Annotated in this window: 19 protein-coding genes and 2 pseudogenes; 11 read left to right on the plus strand and 10 right to left on the minus strand. The window is 72.0% G+C overall.

Annotation, left to right across the window (positions count from 1 at the left end; all coding sequences use genetic code 11):
* Positions 1-12: 12 nt before the first annotated feature.
* Positions 13-210 carry a hypothetical protein gene (locus AB0383_RS09285; RefSeq protein ID WP_364183908.1) on the minus strand — a complete coding sequence of 66 codons (198 nt, stop codon included), beginning with the start codon at positions 208-210 and terminating at the stop codon, positions 13-15.
* Here AB0383_RS09285 and AB0383_RS09290 point away from each other — a divergent pair.
* Positions 202-468 carry a hypothetical protein gene (locus AB0383_RS09290; protein WP_364183911.1) on the plus strand — a complete coding sequence of 89 codons (267 nt, stop codon included), beginning with the start codon at positions 202-204 and terminating at the stop codon, positions 466-468. The genes AB0383_RS09285 and AB0383_RS09290 overlap by 9 nt on opposite strands.
* An 88-nt stretch (positions 469-556) precedes the next feature.
* The gene (locus AB0383_RS09295; RefSeq protein WP_366186251.1) at positions 557-1,003 is read left to right on the plus strand and encodes a hypothetical protein; all 447 of its coding nucleotides are present in this window, start codon (positions 557-559) and stop codon (positions 1,001-1,003) included.
* 4 nt (positions 1,004-1,007) lie between these two features.
* Here AB0383_RS09295 and AB0383_RS09300 read toward each other — a convergent pair whose 3' ends face one another.
* The 6 genes and pseudogenes from AB0383_RS09300 to AB0383_RS09325 all read right to left on the minus strand — a co-directional run bounded on the left by AB0383_RS09300 (position 1,008) and on the right by AB0383_RS09325 (position 4,277).
* Positions 1,008-1,256: a hypothetical protein gene (locus AB0383_RS09300; RefSeq protein WP_364183915.1), complete on the minus strand. Its 249-nt coding sequence runs from the start codon at positions 1,254-1,256 to the stop codon at positions 1,008-1,010.
* A gap of 73 nt (positions 1,257-1,329) precedes the next feature.
* A complete protein-coding gene (locus AB0383_RS09305; RefSeq protein WP_364183918.1) occupies positions 1,330-1,461 on the minus strand; it encodes a hypothetical protein in 132 nt (43 codons plus the stop codon).
* A gap of 50 nt (positions 1,462-1,511) precedes the next feature.
* Positions 1,512-1,709: pseudogene (locus AB0383_RS09310) on the minus strand (aldo/keto reductase); the annotation flags it as partial.
* 7 nt (positions 1,710-1,716) lie between these two features.
* On the minus strand, positions 1,717-2,856 hold the full coding sequence (locus tag AB0383_RS09315) for a CoA transferase (protein ID WP_366186253.1): 1,140 nt from the start codon (positions 2,854-2,856) through the stop codon (positions 1,717-1,719).
* The gene (locus tag AB0383_RS09320) at positions 2,849-3,667 is read right to left on the minus strand and encodes an enoyl-CoA hydratase/isomerase family protein (RefSeq protein ID WP_366186255.1); all 819 of its coding nucleotides are present in this window, start codon (positions 3,665-3,667) and stop codon (positions 2,849-2,851) included. Before AB0383_RS09320 ends, AB0383_RS09315 begins: the two co-directional genes overlap by 8 nt.
* A 31-nt stretch (positions 3,668-3,698) precedes the next feature.
* Entirely contained in the window at positions 3,699-4,277 is a 579-nt protein-coding gene (locus AB0383_RS09325) for a TetR family transcriptional regulator (protein WP_364183925.1), read from the minus strand.
* Between the two features lie 130 nt (positions 4,278-4,407).
* Between AB0383_RS09325 and AB0383_RS09330 the strand changes: the two genes are divergently transcribed.
* Together AB0383_RS09330 and AB0383_RS09335 are read left to right on the plus strand one after the other, a co-directional pair.
* Positions 4,408-5,238 carry an SDR family oxidoreductase gene (locus tag AB0383_RS09330; RefSeq protein WP_366186257.1) on the plus strand — a complete coding sequence of 277 codons (831 nt, stop codon included), beginning with the start codon at positions 4,408-4,410 and terminating at the stop codon, positions 5,236-5,238.
* A 45-nt stretch (positions 5,239-5,283) separates the two neighbouring features.
* Entirely contained in the window at positions 5,284-6,201 is a 918-nt protein-coding gene (locus tag AB0383_RS09335; protein ID WP_366186259.1) for an SDR family NAD(P)-dependent oxidoreductase, read from the plus strand.
* A 33-nt stretch (positions 6,202-6,234) separates the two neighbouring features.
* Here AB0383_RS09335 and AB0383_RS09340 read toward each other — a convergent pair.
* Together AB0383_RS09340 and AB0383_RS09345 are read right to left on the minus strand one after the other, a co-directional pair.
* Positions 6,235-7,290: pseudogene (locus AB0383_RS09340) on the minus strand (membrane dipeptidase).
* A gap of 96 nt (positions 7,291-7,386) precedes the next feature.
* Positions 7,387-8,154, minus strand: coding sequence for an IclR family transcriptional regulator (locus tag AB0383_RS09345; RefSeq protein ID WP_366186261.1), 768 nt, complete (start codon positions 8,152-8,154; stop codon positions 7,387-7,389).
* A 126-nt stretch (positions 8,155-8,280) separates the two neighbouring features.
* On the opposite strand from AB0383_RS09345, the gene AB0383_RS09350 reads away from it, so the two are divergent.
* From AB0383_RS09350 to AB0383_RS09380, 7 genes are all read left to right on the plus strand, one after another.
* Positions 8,281-9,555, plus strand: a complete 1,275-nt coding sequence (locus AB0383_RS09350) for a lyase family protein (RefSeq protein WP_364178316.1) — start codon at positions 8,281-8,283, stop codon at positions 9,553-9,555.
* Positions 9,552-10,889: an MFS transporter gene (locus AB0383_RS09355; RefSeq protein WP_366186263.1), complete on the plus strand. Its 1,338-nt coding sequence runs from the start codon at positions 9,552-9,554 to the stop codon at positions 10,887-10,889. The genes AB0383_RS09350 and AB0383_RS09355 overlap by 4 nt, the downstream gene beginning before the upstream one ends.
* Positions 10,890-10,892: 3 nt before the next feature.
* Positions 10,893-13,025, plus strand: coding sequence for a hydantoinase/oxoprolinase family protein (locus tag AB0383_RS09360; RefSeq protein WP_366186265.1), 2,133 nt, complete (start codon positions 10,893-10,895; stop codon positions 13,023-13,025).
* Positions 13,022-14,722 carry a hydantoinase B/oxoprolinase family protein gene (locus AB0383_RS09365; protein WP_366186267.1) on the plus strand — a complete coding sequence of 567 codons (1,701 nt, stop codon included), beginning with the start codon at positions 13,022-13,024 and terminating at the stop codon, positions 14,720-14,722. The genes AB0383_RS09360 and AB0383_RS09365 overlap by 4 nt, the downstream gene beginning before the upstream one ends.
* A gap of 318 nt (positions 14,723-15,040) precedes the next feature.
* On the plus strand, positions 15,041-15,496 hold the full coding sequence (locus AB0383_RS09370) for a DUF6328 family protein (protein ID WP_364178334.1): 456 nt from the start codon (positions 15,041-15,043) through the stop codon (positions 15,494-15,496).
* A 100-nt stretch (positions 15,497-15,596) separates the two neighbouring features.
* Positions 15,597-16,202, plus strand: a complete 606-nt coding sequence (locus AB0383_RS09375; protein ID WP_366186269.1) for a VOC family protein — start codon at positions 15,597-15,599, stop codon at positions 16,200-16,202.
* Positions 16,203-16,256: 54 nt separating this feature from the next.
* Positions 16,257-16,994 (plus strand): SDR family oxidoreductase, encoded by a 738-nt coding sequence (locus AB0383_RS09380; RefSeq protein WP_364178301.1) that lies wholly within the window; start codon positions 16,257-16,259, stop codon positions 16,992-16,994.
* A gap of 624 nt (positions 16,995-17,618) precedes the next feature.
* Here AB0383_RS09380 and AB0383_RS09385 read toward each other — a convergent pair.
* Complete coding sequence (locus tag AB0383_RS09385; protein WP_366186271.1) at positions 17,619-17,783, minus strand: hypothetical protein; 165 nt, start codon at positions 17,781-17,783, stop codon at positions 17,619-17,621.
* Between the last annotated feature and the right edge of the window lie 231 nt (positions 17,784-18,014).

Genomic DNA, 18,014 nt, shown 5'->3' on the forward strand with positions numbered 1-18,014 from the left:
GGTAGCGCCGGCTCACCGCATGAGCCGGCGGGGGTGGTGGAGGAGTTCGCGGACGGTGGCCAGGAACTCGGCCCCGTCCGCGTTCTTCACCGCGCCCGCGCACGTCAGCGACAGCAGCGCCGGCAGTGCTCGTGCGCGGCAATCGGGCCAGTTGCTGGCGGACCGCGGCGGCGATGCTGCCCAGCGACCGGAGTCCGCGTCGTGCACCACGAGGAGAACGGCGCGCTGGCCGCTCCCCCCGTGCACTACAAACGAGCGGCCTTCCTCGACCCGGACGGGGAGCCGGTGGCGTTCCCGGCGGACCTGATGCGCAAGGACGTGGCGCCGGCCCTGTCCGTGGGCCGGGATCTCGGTGTGGCGCCGGAGCTGGGTGAGGTCGCGGCGAGGCGGCTCGACAGCGCGCGCGAGGCGGGTTTCGGCGCGCGGGACCTCGGGGAGGTGCTGCGCGCGTCTCGTCCGGAGGTATGAGACGGCGGCCGAGGTTCGTCCGCGCGGTCGATCTTCGCCGGCGCCGGTTCCGGGAGTCTCGACGCATCGGCACACGAAGGAGATCCCGATGCTGAAGACGGACTTCATCCCCGAGGCGCAGCTGCTTCCGGAGGGCAGGATCACCGGGCTGCCCGCGTGGTATTTCGTGCTCGTGGGGCTGCTCGCGGCGAGCGGGGACCTCACCGTGCAGTTCCAGGACCGGTACCCGTGGGTGGCGTTGCTCCCGCTCGTCGTGCTCGCGGTCCACCTGGTGTTGTGGTCCACGATGCTGGCGCGCCGACGCCGGCTGCTGCGCGCGGTGTGGCGCCGCAAGCAGGCGCTGGGCCTGGTGGCGACGCTGTTCGTGGCGCGGCTGCTCGTGCAGCTCGGCCTCACGCGGCTGACCGACAGCGTCGCGCCGCTGCACAGCTACACCCACCTGACCCTCGGCCTGGTGATGCTCGTGGTGACGACCGTGGGTGCGTGGTTCGACCAGTGGCTGGTGCTGCGCGTGGTGAACAAGGACCGCGCGTGAGCCGTCAGCGGCGGCGCTTCGCGTCCCGGAGCACGCGCTGGGCCGCGAGCCGGCCGGACGTCGCGTTGGTGCCGGCGCCCGGCCAGGTCGCCGCGCCCGTGAGGTAGAGCCCGTCGACCGCTGTGCGGTAGCCGTGGTGGCCCCAGCCGAGCGGGTGGAACACGAAGTTCTGCGGCAGGTGGTGGCTGCCGCCGACGCTGCCGCCGCCGACCAGGTTCGGGTTGGCGGCTTCGAGGTCCGGGGGTGTGTGCACCGCGTACTTCGCGATCCGGGCGGCCCGAAGCGGCCGAGCCGATGGCCGAACGCGTACTCGCGAAGCTCGAGCGCTACGCACCCGGCGCGTCGGCGTAGGTCTTGGCGAGGTCGTCGACGTAGGGCGCGGCGTGGACGTAACCGAACTCGGCGAGGTCCTCGCCGGCGGCCCAGGGGAGCGGGCCGTCGAGAGCGAGGTGGAGCATGAGCGTGGCGGGGCCGTAGCGGAAGTTCTTCGCCTTGCGCCGCGGGGGCGCCGCTGGACGGAGTACTTCGTGGCCAGCACAAACTCGTCACGCCGCCCGTCGAGCAGTTCGCCGAGGCTCGTTTCCGACGAGCCATCGGTGTAGTTGACCGCCGTGTCCAGGAAGGTGCCGCGTTCCCTGCCATTACGGTGGCAGGCACTGCGGACGGTGCGGCAGGGAGCGAACCTCCGTAGGACGGCGAGTACCACCCAAAAGCTACGGGCCGAAGACCTCCGCGTTGTGCTCTCCGACGGACGGCGCAGGGCTCGGGTCGAGGCGCGCGCCGTCGACCACGAGCGGCGACTTCGGCGCCAGGTGCGGGCCGACGCAGGGCTGGTCGAGGGAGGCGAAGAGGTCCTGGTCCGCCAGCTCGGGGTCGCGGCCGACCTCGGCGAAGGTGCGGTAGCGCTGCCACAGGATGCGGTGGGCGTCGAGGGCCTTGGCGGCGTCGGCGTACGGCGTGGTGGCGAACCAGCGGGCCAGCAGCGCCGAGATGAGGTCGCGGTGCTCGAAGCGGGCGGCTTCGCCGGAAAAGTCGATCGCGAGGGAGTCGGCGAGAGCGGCGAACGCGGCGGTGAGGCCCGTGGCGGCCAGCAGCTTCGTCCAGTGGCGTTCGGTCAGCACGACAAGCACGACGGGCACGCCGTCGGCCGTGGTGAAGTCGCGGCCGTAGGTGCCGTGGATGTCGTTGCCGGACTTGGCGCGTTCGTGGTCGGTGACCTGGGCCTCGGTGAGGTAACCGAGGTTGCCCGCGGTGGCGAGGGCGACGTCCTCCAGCGCGACGCGCAGCGACGCACCCCGGCCGGTCCGCAGACGGCGGCGCTCGGCGGCGAGCAGGCCCGTGGCAAGGTACAGACCGGCGGCGAGGTCCCACGCGGGCAGGACGTGATTGACCGGCCCGGGCACGTCGGCCGGGCCCGTGATGAGCGGGAACCCCGTGGCCGCCTGGATGGTGTAGTCCACTGCGGCGCCTCCGTCGGAGCGGCCTTCCAGTAGCACGTGGATCACGTCAGGACGCCGCGCGGACAGTGCGGAGTGCGTGAGCTCGGGATGCCGATCGGTGTTGGTGACGACGACACAAGGTCCACCGTGGACGATCAGGTCCGCCACCCGTTGCCGGTCCGCTTCGGACGCGAGGTCCACCGCGATCGCGCGTTTCCCTTTGTTGAGCCCGGTCCAGTACAGGCTCGTGCCCGAGCCGGCCAATGGCCAGCGCGTGCGGTCGGGCGCGCCGCCCAGCGGCTCGACGCGCACGACGTCGGCGCCCAGCTGGGCCAGGGTCAAGCCGCACAGGGGAGTGGCGACGTAGCTGGAGATCTCGACCACCCGCAGCCCGTCGAGCAGCGCCTCAGGCATCGGCGCCGCCCCGGCCGGTGAAGTCGGGCTTGCGGCGTTCCCGGTGCGACGCCAGGCCTTCGCGCACTTCCGGCCCGGCGAACCCGTAGAACTCCAGCGCCAGCGAGGAGTCGAAGATCGCGCCGGCGATCTGCCGGTACCACGCGTTCAGGCTCTGCTTCGTCCACCGGATCGCGTTCGGCGCGCCGAGCGCCAGCTCCCGGGCGAGGCCGCGCGCGGTGGGCAGCAGCTGCGCTTCTTCGTCCACGCACAGCGAAACGAGGCCGATCCGCTCGGCCTCCTCGCCGGTCATCGGCCGGCAGGTCATCAGGTAGTACTTGGCTTTCGCCATCCCGCACAGCAGCGGCCAGCAGATCGCCGCGTGGTCCCCGGCCGCGACGCCGAGCCGCGTGTGGCCGTCGACGATCTTCGCGGTCTTCGCCACCACCGACACGTCCGCGAGCACCCCCGCCACCAGCCCCGCGCCGACAGCGGGGCCGTGAATCGCGGACACGATCGGCTTGGCGCAGTCGATGATGTTGTAGACGAGGTCCCGCGCCTCCCGCATGGTGCGCGAGCGGGCCTCGAAATCGGTGGTCAGCTTCTCGACCAGGTCGAACGACCCGCCTGCGGAGAACGCCTTGCCCTCGCCGCGCAGCAGCACCGCGTTCACCTCGGGGTCGCGGTCGAACTCGCGCCAGATCTCGGCCAGGTCGCCGTGCGCGGCCTCGCTCACGGCGTTGAGGTTCGGCCCGTCCAGCACCAGCTCGACCACGCCGTCCTCGTCCGGCCCGTCGACCCTCAAGTGCTCGAAACGCGCGTACCGGCTCATGCGGCTCCCTCCGCTCGTGGGTGATCAGAGCTCAGTCTGCACCGTCGGAGCCCAGGAGTTCGGCCACGACGGCCGTGGTCGCGCGCCGCACGGCCTCGCGGTGGCGCTTGAGGCGGGCGGCCGGGTCGTGGCCGGCGGGGGAGCGGATCCCGTGTGGAGTGAGGTTCCACGACTGCGCCAGCGCGAGGGTGAGCATGAGGACGTCGATGCCCTGCTCGTCGTCGACGTTGTGCCCGGTGGAGATCTCCGCGGCCTTGTCGAGGTGGGCGCGCACCTCCGCGGCCGACGCTTCTGGGCGCTCGAGCGCCTTCCACTGCATGAGGCGCATCACGGTCGGCTCGGCGACGAGGTAGTCGAACAGCGCGCCGATGTAGCCGGGCAGGTCGTCGGGCGTGAAGGGGACCAGGTCGGCGAGTACGCCGAGCCGCGCGTCGAGGACGGCGTCGAACAGGGCGTTCTTCGAGCCGTAGTACGCGTAGATGGCCTGCTTGTTCGCCGAGGCCGCGGCCGCGATGCGGTCGACCCGGGCACCGGCGAGGCCGCGCTCGACGAACTCGTCGTGGGCCGCCTCCAGCAGGCGGGCGCGGGTCGCGTCCGAGTCGTACGTCATGGCCCCAGACTAATAAACCAACTGGCTGGTTGACAATCCACGGGGGCCGTGGCTAGGTTTTAAACCATCCAGTTGGTTTCGTATCGGCACAGATTAAACCAACTAGTTGGAACTATCGAGGGAGCGCGACATGGGTACCTGGTTCGTCACCGGTGCGTCGACCGGCATCGGCCGGGCGGTCACCGACCAGCTGCTGGCGCGGGGACACCGCGTGGCCGCCACGGCGCGCCGGCCGGAGACGCTGGCCGACCTGGGACACGCGGACCTGCTGTGGACCGCGCAGCTGGACGTGACCGACACGGCGCAGCTGCGGTCCGTGGTCGACAAGGCGTTCGCGGAGCTCGGCCGCATCGACGTGGTGTTCTCCAACGCCGGCGCCGCGACGTTCGGGGCGGCCGAAGAGCTGTCGGACGAGGCGATCGAGGGGCAGATCGCGCTCAACACCACCGCGCCGATCCAGCTCTTCCGCGCCGTGCTCCCGCACATGCGCGCGCAGGGCGGCGGGCGGTTCGTGCAGACGTCCACGATGGGCGCCCACATCTCCAGCCCCGGCGGCAGCATGTACCACGCGTCGAAGTGGGGTGTGGAGGGCTTCCTCGAGGCGGTGATCGGCGAGGTCGCGCCGTTCGGCGTCGGCATCACGATGGTGGAGCCCGGCGCCGTCCGCACCGGCTTCGGCGCGGCGATGACCGTCGCCGAACCGCGAGACGTCTACGCGGACACGCCCGTCGGCCAGATGCGCCAGTACCTCGAAGGGGCCGGCAACCTCACCGGCGACGCCCCCGGCGACCCGGCCCGCGTCGCGAAGGCCGTGATCGACTCCGCCGGCGTCACCCCGGCCCCGCGCCGCCTCGCCCTCGGCAGTGATGCCTTCGAGGCAATCCGAGCCGCACTGACCGGGCGCCTCGCCGAGCTGGACGCGGGCGAGGACGTGGCCCGCAGCACCGATTTCCCCCGCTGAACCTTCGGTACCCGGGTGCCGAGAAGATCGAAGAGAGCTGGAAAAATGACTGACACCGCACTGCCGTTCACCGCGTCGTCCACTGCCGCCGAGGTGCTCGACGGCGTCGACCTCACCGGCCGCCGTGCCATCGTCACCGGAGGCGCGTCCGGCATCGGCCTCGTCACCGCCCGGACTCTGGCGGCGGCCGGCGCCGACGTGACCGTGGCCGTCCGCGACCCGAAGGCCGTCGAGGATCTGCCCGCCGTGCAGCTCGACCTGGCGGACCGCGCGAGCGTCGCGGCTTTCACCGCCGCGTGGGACGGGCCGTTGCACATCCTGGTCAACAACGCCGGGATCATGGCGCTGCCCGAGCTCACGCGCACCGCCGACGGGTGGGAGCGGCAGTTCGCCGTGAACCACCTCGGCCCGGCCGCGCTCACCCTCGGCCTGCGCGACGCCCTCGCTCGGGCCGGCGGCGCCCGCGTGGTCAACGTCGCGTCCTCGGCCCACCTCATGGCCGCCGTCGACTTCGACGACCCGCACTTCGAGCGCACGCCCTACGAAGCGTGGACCGCCTACGCCCGCTCGGAGACCGCGATGATCCTCTTCACCGTCGCCCTCGCCGAACGCTGGGCGCCCGACGGCATCACCGTCAACGCCCTGCACCCGGGCGGCATCATGACCAACCTGCAGCGCCACCTCGACAAAACGCAGCTCGGCTTCGTCGGCGCCGTCGACGACCACGGCAACGTCCTCGCCGTCCCGCCCGGCTGGAAGACTCCGGGCCAGGGCGCGTCGACGTCGGTGCTGCTCGCGGGTTCGCCCCTGGTCGAGGGGATCACGGGCCGCTACTTCGAGGACACGGCCCTCGCGCCCGTCCAGCCGAATCCGACCCCGGACGGCAAGGGCGTCGCGCCGTACGCGATCGACCCCGCACTCGCGGCGCGGCTGTGGGACGAGACGCGGAAGCTGCTCGGCTGAGGCCGCTGACCACAGTGGACGGTCCGGGACCGGCTAGCGGGCGGCTCCCGGAACTCCGAGCTCTTTCAGGAACAGGTCGTGGAAGCTGAGCCCGAGCACCTGGCGCACGTCGGGCTCGGCCCAGCCGCGGCGGTGAAGCTCGGCGGTGATGCGGGGGAGGCCGGCGGGTCCTTCGAGGCCGGGCACGAACTCGCGCGCGGTGCGGTCGTCCCACGAGCGTTCGTCAGCACGGCGGAGGCTGTCGGAGACCTCCTTGATGAAGTCCGGGCCGAGGCCGACGTGGGCGACGCCGACGACGTCCGCGGCGTGCTCGATGTGGTCGGCGACGCGGGCGACGGTGTGCTCGTGCTCGTCGACGGACTGGGCCAGGACGTTGATCCCCACGACCCCGCCGGCGTCGGCGATCGCGCGCAGGCGCGCGTCGGTGAGGTTGCGGTGGTGGGCGCGCACGGCGAAGGCCGAGGAGTGTGACGCGACCAGCGGCCGGGTGGCGAGCTCCAGCAGGTGGTCGGTCGACGTGGCGCCGAGGTGGGAGACGTCGAGCATGATGCCGAGCTCCTCGCACACCGCCACGGCGTCCACGCCCGCGCTCGTGAGGCGGCCGCCCGTTTCGTCCTCGACCGAGCCGTCGGCGAGCATCGTGCGCCCGAAGTGCGTGAACGACGCCATCCGCACGCCGAGCCGGTGCAGCGTCTCGAACAGGCCGACGTCGAGGCCCACGGCTTCGCAGCCCTCCAGCGCCAGCACGAGGGCGATCCGGCCGTCGGCGAGGGTTTCGCGGATGTCGTCGCCGGTGAGGCACAGCCGCACGGCATCGCGATTGCCGGCCTCGACGCGCTAGGCGGTCTCGATCATCCGCAGCGTCTGGCGCAGCGCGCCTTCGGGGCGGAACTCGGGTTCGAGGAACACCGGCAGCACCTGGAGGTCGACACCGCCGGCGCGCAGCTGCGGCAGCCAGACGCGGCGGAAGTACCCGGCCTGCCGGGCGGCGGGGTAGCGCGAGCAGAGCATGAGCAGGTCGTTGTGCGCGTCCGCGACCAGGGCGTTGTGATGCAGGGCGTCGTGGTGCAGGGCGACTGCTTCGGTCATGACAAGGCACTCCTCGACGGTCCACAGTGGAATCGCCGGCGAGTCTAGGTGTGTGGTGGCTGTGCCGTCACGTGATGATGCTCTGAGAGCACGCCATCAGGACGCTCGGCTCATGATGGCGCTCAGCCGGCGCGCGGCGACCTTGGTCGTCGCGCTGAGCTCGGTCAGGCGGTCCAGTGCCCGGCTCGTCGGCGCGGACACGTTGAGCGACGCGATGATCCGCCCGGTCGCGTCCCGCACGGGAGCGCCGACCGACAGCAGCCCGCCCTCCAGTTCGTCGATCGCCACGGTGCAGCTCTCCTGCCGCTCGTGGTGCAGCCGTTCGAGCACCTCGGACACGCTGCGCAGCGCGCGCGGGCCGAACTCGCCCGGCGGCGTGCGGGCCAGCAGCGCCCGGATGTCGTCGTCCTCGTGGTCGAGGATCAGCGCGCGGCCCGACGCGGTCACGTGCAGGGGCGAGGTTCGCCCGACCCAGCCGCCGGCCTGCACGGTGTGCGGCGAGCGCTCACGCAGGATCGTGAACGACTGGTCGCCCTGCAGGATCGACAGCAGCGCACTTTCGCCCGTCTCGGCGACCACGGCGCGCAGCACCGCCGTGCCGCTGCCGAGCAGGCGCTGGTCACCGGCGCGCGCCGCGAGCACGTGCAGCTGCCAGCCGAGCCGGTACCCGCGCGTCTCGGGGTTCTGCTCGACGAGCCCGTGGGCGGACAAAGCCTTGAGCATCCGCGAGATCTGGCTGCGCTCACGGCCCACGCGGCGGGCGATCTCGGCCCCGGACAGCTCGGGGTGGCGCTCGTCCTCGCCGAGGGTGCGGAGTACGGCGGCGACGCGGCCGACGGTCGAGGTGTCGGAGTTTTCCGTCATGTCTCGACCGTAGTGGTGCTGTGGAAGCTACACAAGTGGTCACCAGAGCACACTGAGACGATTCAGAGTGCTCTCGTGGCAACACCGGTGGCTTCGGCCGGGCATCGGATCGCAGACTCCCCGGCCATGTCCATCACCGCCCCTTCCGGGGCCGCACTGTTCGGCGAGCAGACCCGCAAGGCGCTCGCCCACCTCCCGGCACACGGCCGGCGCCTGGCCGACGTGCCGGCCTTCCTCACCGCGTACGCCCAGGTCAAGGCCGCCGCCGCGCGCGCCAACGCGGAGCTCGGTGCGCTCGACCCCGTCCGCGCCGATGCCATCACCCACGCCGCGGACGAAATCGGCGTGGGGCACCACCGCGACCAGTTCCCGCTCACGCTCGTGCAGGGCGGCGGCGGGACCTCGACCAACATGAACGTGAACGAGGTCCTCGCCGCCCGAGCCGAGCAGCTGCTGCGGGACTCGGGCGAGCCGCTTTCCGTGCACCCCAACGATCACGTCAACCGGTCGCAGTCCACCAACGACACCTATCCGACCGCGATGGCGCTCGCGCTGACGGAGCTGGCCGAACCCGTCACGACAGCGCTGAGCCGCCTGGCCGACGCCTTCGACGCGCTCGCGGCCGACCAGGGCGCGCTCGTGCGCCTGGGCCGCACCTGCCTGCAGGACGCGGTCGTGCTCACCGTCGCCCAGACCCACCACGGCCACGCCCACGCGATCCGCCGCACGCGCGATGTCGTGAACCAAGCCGTGGCGGCCCTGGCGGAGGTCCCCCTCGGCGCCACCGCGGTCGGCACGGGCATCGGCAGTCCCGCCGGCTACGCGGAGCTGGCCGTGCGCCACCTCGCCGAGCTGTCCGGACGTCCGCTGAAACCGGCCGAGGACTACTTCGACGCCCTGGCCCACCTCGACGCCTACGCCGCCGTCGCCGCCGCGCTCGTCCGCGCGTCCGGCGCGCTCGGCAAGATCGCCCGCGACCTGCGCCTGCTGTCGTCCGGCCCGGTCGGCGGCCTCGGCGAGGTTCGGCTGCCGGAGCTGCAGGCGGGCTCGTCGATCATGCCCGGCAAGGTCAACCCCGTGGTGCCGGAACTGGTGCTGCAGCTCGGTTTCCGCGTCCGCGGGGCCGCCGCGACCGTCGACGCGGCCGCCGACGCCGGCGAGCTCGAGCTGAACGTGATGGAACCGGTGGTCCTCGACGCGCTCGTCGGCGCGTTCGAAGACCTCACCGCCGCGGCCACGATCTTCCGCGAGAAGTGCGTGGCCCGGTTGCAGTGGGACGAGGAAGCCGTGGCGCGCAACGCCGCCGGCGCACTCGACGAGTACGTGACCCTCGCGACCACGGCGGGCTATCGCACCGCCGTCGGCGCGGCCACCTCCGCCTCCGCAGGAGAGTCCTCATGAAACCGATGGCACGCACCGAATCCGGCGCCACCGAGCCGGCCGGAGTGGCGAGAATGAGCGCGAAGACCACCTTCGCGTTGTCGGTCGGCACCTTCGTGGAGTGGTTCGATTTCGCGCTCTACGGGTTCTCGACCGCGATCATCGCCACCCAGTTCTTCCCGGGCACCAACCCCACGGCGGCGCTGCTCGGCACGCTGGCGATCTACGGCGTGTCCTTCTTCGCCCGCCCGATCGGCGGCGTGGTGATGGGCCGCGTCGGCGACCGTCACGGCCGCCGCACCGCGCTGGCCGTGTCGCTGGTCCTCATGGGACTGTCCACGGCGCTCATCGGCGTGATCCCGCCGTACGCGACGATCGGCTTCGCCGCACCGCTGCTGCTCACGCTCTGCCGTCTGGTGCAGGGGTTCGCGGCGGCGAGCGAGCTGACCGGCGCCGCGACCTACGCCGCCGAATCCGCACCGGCCGGAAAGCGCGGCCTGTACGTGAACATCGTGCTGTGCTTCGGCAGCGTCGGCACGGCGGTCGCGACGCTGGTGGTGCTGTTGTTCCGCCTCAACGCGGACTTCTACGCTTCCGGCGGCTGGCGCTGGCCGTTCGTCGCGGGCGGGCTGCTCGCGTGCGGCGGCATCTACCTGCGGCTGCGTCTGGCCGAAACCGGTGTGCACCTGCGGACGCGGGAAAAGGCGGCCACCTCGTTCCGGCAAACGCTGCGCCGCCACGGCCGCACGATCGGCGTGCTGATCGTCTTCTACGCGCTCGTCGGCGTCGGATTCCACACGCTGCTCGGGTACATGCCCACGTACATGACCAAGGTCGCGGGCCTGTCCTCGACCACGGCCCTGTGGATCAGCCTCTTCGCGTTCGTCACGTTCGCCGTGTCGTGCGTCGGGTGCGGCGCCCTCACCGACCGGGTGGGCCGCAAGCCGGTGATGATCACGGCGGCCGTCGCGATCCCCGTCCTCACCGTGCCGGCCTACCTGCTGATCGCGGGCGGGAACCTGCCGCTGGTCTGCGTGGCCCAGGCGCTGCTGGTCATTCCGGTCGCCGGCGTCCAGGCCGCGGGCAACGTGACCAACGCCGAGGTCTTCCCGCCCGAGGTCCGCTACTCCGCCGGCTCGATCGCCTACACCTTCTCCTACGCCGTGTTCGCCGGCACCGCGCCGCTGCTCGACGCCGTGCTGCTCGACGCGGGCGGCAAGCTCCTGCCCGCCCTCTACGGCGTGCTGATCGCGGTGATCGCGCTCCCGTTCCTCGTCAAGGGCATCCCCGAAAGCCGCGGCTTCGCCATCGAAACCGGCGCCCGGCCCCTCGCCGGCCAGCGAAAGGAATCCTGACCCGTGGCACCCACCTACCGGCTGGCCTTCGACATCGGCGGCACGTTCACCGACTTCGCCCTGCTCGACACCGAAACGGGCGCGCTCGAGATCTTCAAGTGCCTCACCACACCCGACGACCCGTCACGCGCTTCCCTGCACGGCTCGCGGACGCTGCTGGAGCGCGCGGGCGTCGGCGCCGAGGCGCTGACCAACGTGATCCACGGGACCACCCTGGTGACCAACGCGCTGATCGAACGCAAGGGCGCCAAGGTCGCACTGCTGACCACCGAGGGCTTCCGCGACACACTGGCGCTGCGCACCGAGCAGCGCTACGACATCTACGACCTGGCCCTGTGCTTCCCCGAGCCGCTCGTGCCGCGGTACCTGCGCCGCGAGATCGGCGAACGGACCGAGCACACCGGCGAGATCGTGGCCGAAGTCCGCGAAGCCGACGTGGCCGCGGCCCTCGCGCGGATCCGCGAGGAGGATGCGAAGGACCGCCGTGCCGATCCGGGAGCACCGGAGCTCTCCAGCGTCGCCATCTCGTTCCTCCACTCCTACCGCAGCCCCGAGAACGAGCGCGCGGCGGCGGACCTGGTGCGCAAACTCTGGCCCGCGGCCGACATCTCCGTCTCCAGCGAGGTCGCGCCCGAGATCCGCGAGTACGAACGCACCAGCACCACCGTGGCCAACGCCTACGTGCGCCCGCTGACCCGCGAGTACCTGCGCACGCTCGCCACCGCGTTCGCCGAAACCGGCTACCGCGGCCGGCTGTACCTGATGCTGTCCTCGGGCGGGATCGCGACGGTGGAGACCGTGTCCGAGCTGCCCGTGCGGCTCATCGAGTCCGGCCCCGCGGGCGGCGCGATCGGCGCGGCGCACTACGGCGGCCTGTGCGGTGAGCGCGACCTGATCGCGTTCGACATGGGCGGCACTACGGCGAAGATCTGCCTCATCGAGGACGGCCGGCCCGCGATCTCGCACCAGCTGGAAGTCGCACGGGTGCACCGGTTCAAGAAGGGCTCCGGCCTGCCGATCCAGTTCCCGTCCGTGGAGATGCTGGAGATCGGCGCCGGTGGCGGCAGCGTCGCGTGGATCGACGAGCTCGGCCTCCTCAAGGTCGGTCCCCAATCGGCGGGTGCCGCGCCCGGCCCCGCGTGTTACGGGTTCGGCGGCACTCTGCCGACGGTCACCGACGCGGCCCTCGTGCTCGGCTACCTCGACCCCGCGAGCTTCCTCGGCGGCGAGATGACGCTGGACCGGGCGGCCGCCGAACGCGCGATCGACGAGCACGTCGCCGGGCCGCTCGGCGTGTCCCGCACGGAGGCGGCGTGGGGCATCCACCAGCTCGTGGTGGAGAACATGGCCGCCGCGGCGAAGCTGCACATCGTCGAACGCGGGGGTGACCCGCGGTCCTACGCGCTGCTCGCGTCCGGGGGCGCGGGCCCGATCCACGCCGCGTCGGTGGCCCGGCTGCTGGGCAACGAACGGATCCTCTACCCGCTGGCCGCCGGGGTGCTCTCGGCGATCGGGTTCCTCGTCGCGCCGGTGTCGTTCGAGTTCTCGCGCTCGCAGCCGCAGCTGCTGGACACCACCGACTGGGACGCCGTCGGCCGGCTCGTGACCGAGCTGGAGGAGCAGGGCCGCGACGTGGTCGCCGAGGCCGGGGTGGCACGCGCGGACGTGACGCTCGAACGCCAGGTGTCGGCGCGCTTCGCCGGGCAGATCAACGAGATCTCCGTGCCGCTGCCGGGCGGCGAGCTCGACGCGACGTGCCGCGACGAGGTCCGCACCCGGTTCCTCAAGGCCTACACCGATCTCTACGGCCACGCGCACGACGACATCCCGGTAGAGGTGATGACGTGGCGCGTGGTGGCGAGCGGAAGGCTCGCCGAGGTTGCGGTGGAGCGGCGGAGCGCTCGTGCTTTCGGGGACCCGGTGCCGCAGCACACGCCGCCGGCGTACTGGATCGAGCTGGAGTCCTACGTGGACACCCCGGTGTACGACCGTTACCAGCTGGAGCCGGGGATGAACGTCGCGGGGCCGGCGCTGGTCGAGGAACGCGAGTCCACCGTGCTCGTCGCGCCGGGCAGCACGGCCGTCGTCGACGAGTACCGCAACCTGGTGGTCACCCGAACGGAGGCACAGCTGTGAACCGATCCGTCTTCGACGACCCGATCACCCTGGAAGTGGTGTGGGGGCGGCTGGTGACGCTGGCCGACGAGATGCAGACCGTGCTGCGCCGCACCGCGTTCAGCACCGTCGTGTCGACCGGCAACGACCTCGGCTGCGAGATCATGGACGCCTGCGCCTGGTCCGTCGCCCACGCCGTGACCAGCAACCCGACGTTCAACCTCACCCTGCCGCACCTCACCGCGGCGCTGCTGGACACGTTCCCCGCCGAAACGCTGCGCGAGGGCGATGTGCTGTTCACCAACGACCCGTGGATCGGCGCCGGGCACCTGCCGGACGTGGCCGTGGTGACGCCGTTCTTCAAGCACGGACGCGTGGTCGGGTTCGCGGGGTCCATCGCGCACGTGAGCGACATCGGCGGCCTGCTCAACCAGTCCGAGGCCCGCAGCGTGTACGAGGAGGGCGTGTACTTCCCGCCCCTGAAGCTGTACGACGCGGGCGTGCGCAACGAAGCGGTGTTTTCCACGCTGCGGGGGAGTGTCCGCACGCCGGAGCTGGTCATCGGCGACATCAACGCGATCGTGACCGCGAACTCCGTGGCCGCCCTGCACACCGTCGACCTGCTCGACGAGTACCGCCTCGACGACCTGCAGCAGCTGTCCGACGCCGTGCAGTCCCGCGCGGAGAAGGCGATGCGCGCGACCGTCGAGTCCATTCCGGACGGCACCTACCCGTTCGAGCTGACGTTCGACGAGCTGGACGGCGAGCTGACGCTGGGTGTCGAGCTGGTCGTGTCCGGGAGCGACCTGCTGGTCGACTACGTGCGCGTGCCGCCGCAGCACCCGCACGGCGGGATCAACTCGACGCTGACGTTCACCACCGCGCGCACCACGTACGCGCTGAACTGCCTGCTGACCCCGCAGATCCCGAGCAACCAGGGCCTGTTCCGGCCGGTGCGGGTGCAGGCGCCCTCCGGCTCCGTGCTCAACCCGGTGCACCCGGCGTCGGTGAACGACCGGACGAAGGTCGGCTGGCACGTCATCCCGCTCGTGCAGGGCGCCCTCGCCGGGGTGCTGCCCGAGCGGATCCCGGCGGCGGGCGGGTTCAAGAGCAGCCTGCGGCTCATCGGCACCGGTGCGCACGACGTCGCCGTCAGCTCGCTCGCCTTCACCGGAGGCGGGCTCGGGGCCGGCCACCGCGGCGACGGGGTCGACGCGATCTGCTACCCGACGAGCTCGTCGAGCATCCCGGTCGAGATCTACGAAACCACCACCGCTGCGCGGATCGACCGCAAGGAGCTCGCGCCGGGGACGGCCGGCGCGGGCCGGTTCCGGGGTGGGCACGGCCAGGTGGTGACGCTGCGGCCGCCGCGGGCCGGGAGCGGGCTCACCTTGGCGGCGGGTTGTCACCAGCAAAGTCATCCGCCGTTCGGGCTGGCGGGTGGTCGCGCGGCGCGGCCGACCGAGGCGCGGATCGACGGCGTCGCGGTGCCGGTGTCCGAGACCTCGGCCCGGTTGGCGGCGCTGCCGTTCGACGCCGGTGCTCCGACGGTCACCCTCCGCACGGCCGGCGGCGGTGGGCACGGGTCCCCTGTGGACCGTCCGGTCGAGGCGGTGCTGCGCGACGTGCGTGACGAGCTGCTCTCCGTGGAGGAGGCGCTCGACGTGTACGGCGTGACAGTGGACCTGGAGGCACTGACCGCGACGCGGAACGCCTGATCCTCGGCGTGAGCACTATGTTCCCCAGCGCGTGGTGACTTCCGTGGCGGAGGCTCGCTCCCGGCACTCCGGGGGTGAATCTCCGCCGCGGAGGTGACGATCTCGAAGCAGTCCGATGAGGACAGTCGGTTTCCCCGTTTCCGGGCAGGCCGAAGGGCGTCGCCGACCTCGTGGACCGGCGACGCCCGGTCGGCGCGACCTGGCTGGGACCGCGTGCCGCGCCTGAAATCCGGGTACCCCGTCTCACGGGGATGAAACCTTGGCGCAGCGGGCGAAGCGCTGCCGTCTTCGCTGGTCGTGCTTACACTCGGATGGGTGATGGAGACCTCCGGCGAGACCCGCGATGAAAAGCTCGTGCGGAACGTGAACGAGCTCCTGCAGGAGCTGCGGGTGGCCCAGGCCGGGGTGCAGATCCTGTTCGGGTTCCTGCTTTCGGTGGTCTTCACCTCTCTGTTCCGCGAGGCCAGCGGATTCGAGAAGGGCCTGCACATGGCGGCCGTCGTGCTCGCGGTGGCGGCGACGACGTTGCTCACCGCACCCGCGGCCTGGCACCGGCTGCTGTTCCGGACGGGCAGCCGCGAGCTCATCCTCACCGTGGGCAACCGCGTGGTGGTCGCCGGGCTGGTCTGCCTGGCGCTGGCCATCACCGTGACGGTCGCGCTCATCGCGAGGGTCGTCTACGGCGCGGCGGCGATGTTCGGCGTGGCCGGCTTCGCGCTGTTGCTCTTCGTCGTGTTCTGGGGTGTCGTGCCACGCTTGCTCAGACGCCGGTGAGCCACACCCGGACCCGATCGGCGGAGAGATTTTCAACACCGGTCCCGCTTCCGGGCACAACGGCTACGCTGGGGCGCCTGCGCTGCCACGGGAGGCCGGGATGACCACGTCGGAGAGCGGGCTCGAGAACGTCGACATGAAGGTCGAGGTGCTCGTGATCCCCGTCGCGGACGTCGAGCGGGCCAAGGCGTTCTACACCGGACTCGGCTGGCGGCTGGACGAGACGCCGCCGTGGATCGTGCAGCTGACCCCGCACGGGTCGCCGTGCTCGGTGCAGTTCGGGGAAAACCTCACGGACGCGAAACCCGGTTCGGCGAAGGGGTACGTGGTCGTCTCCGACATCGCGGCGACGCGCGCCGCGCTGGTCGCCGCCGGTGTGGCCGTGAGCGAGCTCGTCCACTTCGGCCCGGACGGGCCGGAACCCGGGCTGGACCCCGACCGCACCAGCTACCGGTCGCAGGCCACGTTCGCCGATCCCGACGGGAACCGGTGGCAACTGCAGGAGATCACCACGCGGCTGCCCGGGCGGGTCGACGCGGCGGAGACGTCGTTCGCGTCGGTGAGCGACCTGGCCGACGCGATGCGCCGCGCCGAGGTGGCGCACGGCGAGCACGAGAAACGCACCGGCCAGGCCGACGCGAACTGGCCGGAGTGGTACAGCCGGTACATGGTGGCGGAGCAGGCGGGCACGGAACTGCCGCTCTGAGGCTTTCACGCGGAGGGCTTTCACGAGGGGGCTGTTCACGAGCACGGAGGACGGATGACGGACGTCGAGCGGGGGCGGGGTCTGGCGGGCCAGACCGTCGTCGTCATCGGGGGCAGTGCGGGGATCGGCCTGGAGACCGCGCGGCTCGCGCGGGCCGAGGGCGCGCAGGTCGTGCTGACCGGGCGCGATCCGGAGAAGCTCGACAAGGCCGCGGCCGACGTCGGCGCGCAGGACACCGCGGCCTTCGACGCGACCGACCCCGCGGCGATGGCCGCGTTCTTCCAGGGCCTGGCCGCCGTCGACCACGTCATGATCACCGCGGGGGCACCGCGCTACGGGCCGCTGCTGGCGATGTCCGCGGCGGAGATCCGCGACGCGTTGAGCGACCACCTCGTGGTCGGCCTCGAAGCCGCCCGCAACGCCGCCCCGAAGATGCCCCCGGGTGGCTCGCTCGTCCTGATGGGCGGCACCGGTGGCCGGCGGGTGAACCGTGCGCTCGGCATCGTGTCCTCGGCCACCGCCGCGCTGCCCCCGTTCGCGGCGACGCTGGCCCTCGAGATCGCGCCGGTGCGAGTGAACCTGATCGCCGCGGGGTTCGTCGACACGCCGTTGTCGGCGTCCCTGCTGGGCGAGAGCCTGGACGACCGCCGCGCCGAACTGCGCGCCACGCTGCCCATCGGCCGCATCGTCACCCCGGTGGACGTCGGTGCGCTCGCCGTGCACCTCATGACCAACACGGCGCTGACGGGTGCCACGTACGACATCGACGGTGGGCAGCAGTTCGCCTTCTGACGCTCGGCCTCCGGCGGTGACCCGGCCGGCGACCATGGTCAGGCGGAGCGGGGCATGGGCAGGCAAATCTCGACTCCGAAGTGCGGATTTGCCCGTCAGTCCATTGAGGACCGTCGAGTCGCGGTGGCGAGGGCCGGGCCCGGCGAGCGGACGGTCGACGAGCCGCTGGTCGGGTGTGGCGATCAGGAGCCTCGGGACCGATCGCGCCGTCGAGATCGTCGGCCGCGCTGGCCCGGCGGGGCGCGGCGCGACGGTGGTGCACGCCGTGGCGGGCGAGGCGCTGCCAGAGCGGCCCGGCGTCGAGGTAGCCGCCGGCGACCCCCAGGACTTTTTCACCACCAGGTGCTGGGGATCAGCGCGGCCAGCCGCGCCGGGCAGCCGTTCGCGCAACGAGATCGACTCGACGTCGGCGAGCCGGCGCGGCCGCGTCGTGGGCGGCCGCCACCGTCGGCCGCGGCGGTCCTGGCAAGCGGTGCCGAGCCCGGACGGCCCGCACCGCGCGGCCGCCGCGGTCCCCCGGCCCGTTGCGCCCGTGTCGCGCACGGGTCGATGGCGGTCCGCCGACGGTGCACCGCCACGCCGAAGAATGATGCTTGGGGACGGGGAGTGGGTCGAAACGGCAGGTCAGTCGGTTTCCGGCTGCTGCCATTCGCGTCCGGCGCGCTGCGCGGCGATCCGGATCTCGTTGCCGGTTTCCCGGCGATTCTGCCCGGGTAGTTCGGCGGCACGCGGCGTGGGTCCGGCGTCCGCGTCCGGCTGTTGTCGGGTCTCCTGTTCGGCCATGGTCATGGTTGCCTCCGTTCTCTTTGCCCCACAACGATTCCGGATACCCGCCCCCGCGGCAAGCAAACGCGACTCCGCTTCACCCGGAAGGTGAGGGGTTGCGCATTCGGCCGGCGACCCGTCAGCCCCCGGCGCGGCAGGCCGACGGTGGCGCCCGAGTGGCCGCCGCCCCGCAATCATCCGGAGGCGCCCAACGCCCCCCGGCACCCCGGAAGTCCAGCTGGTTCCGGCGATTCC

Source organism: Amycolatopsis sp. NPDC051373 (genome assembly GCF_040689465.1).
Lineage (GTDB): Bacteria > Actinomycetota > Actinomycetes > Mycobacteriales > Pseudonocardiaceae > Amycolatopsis.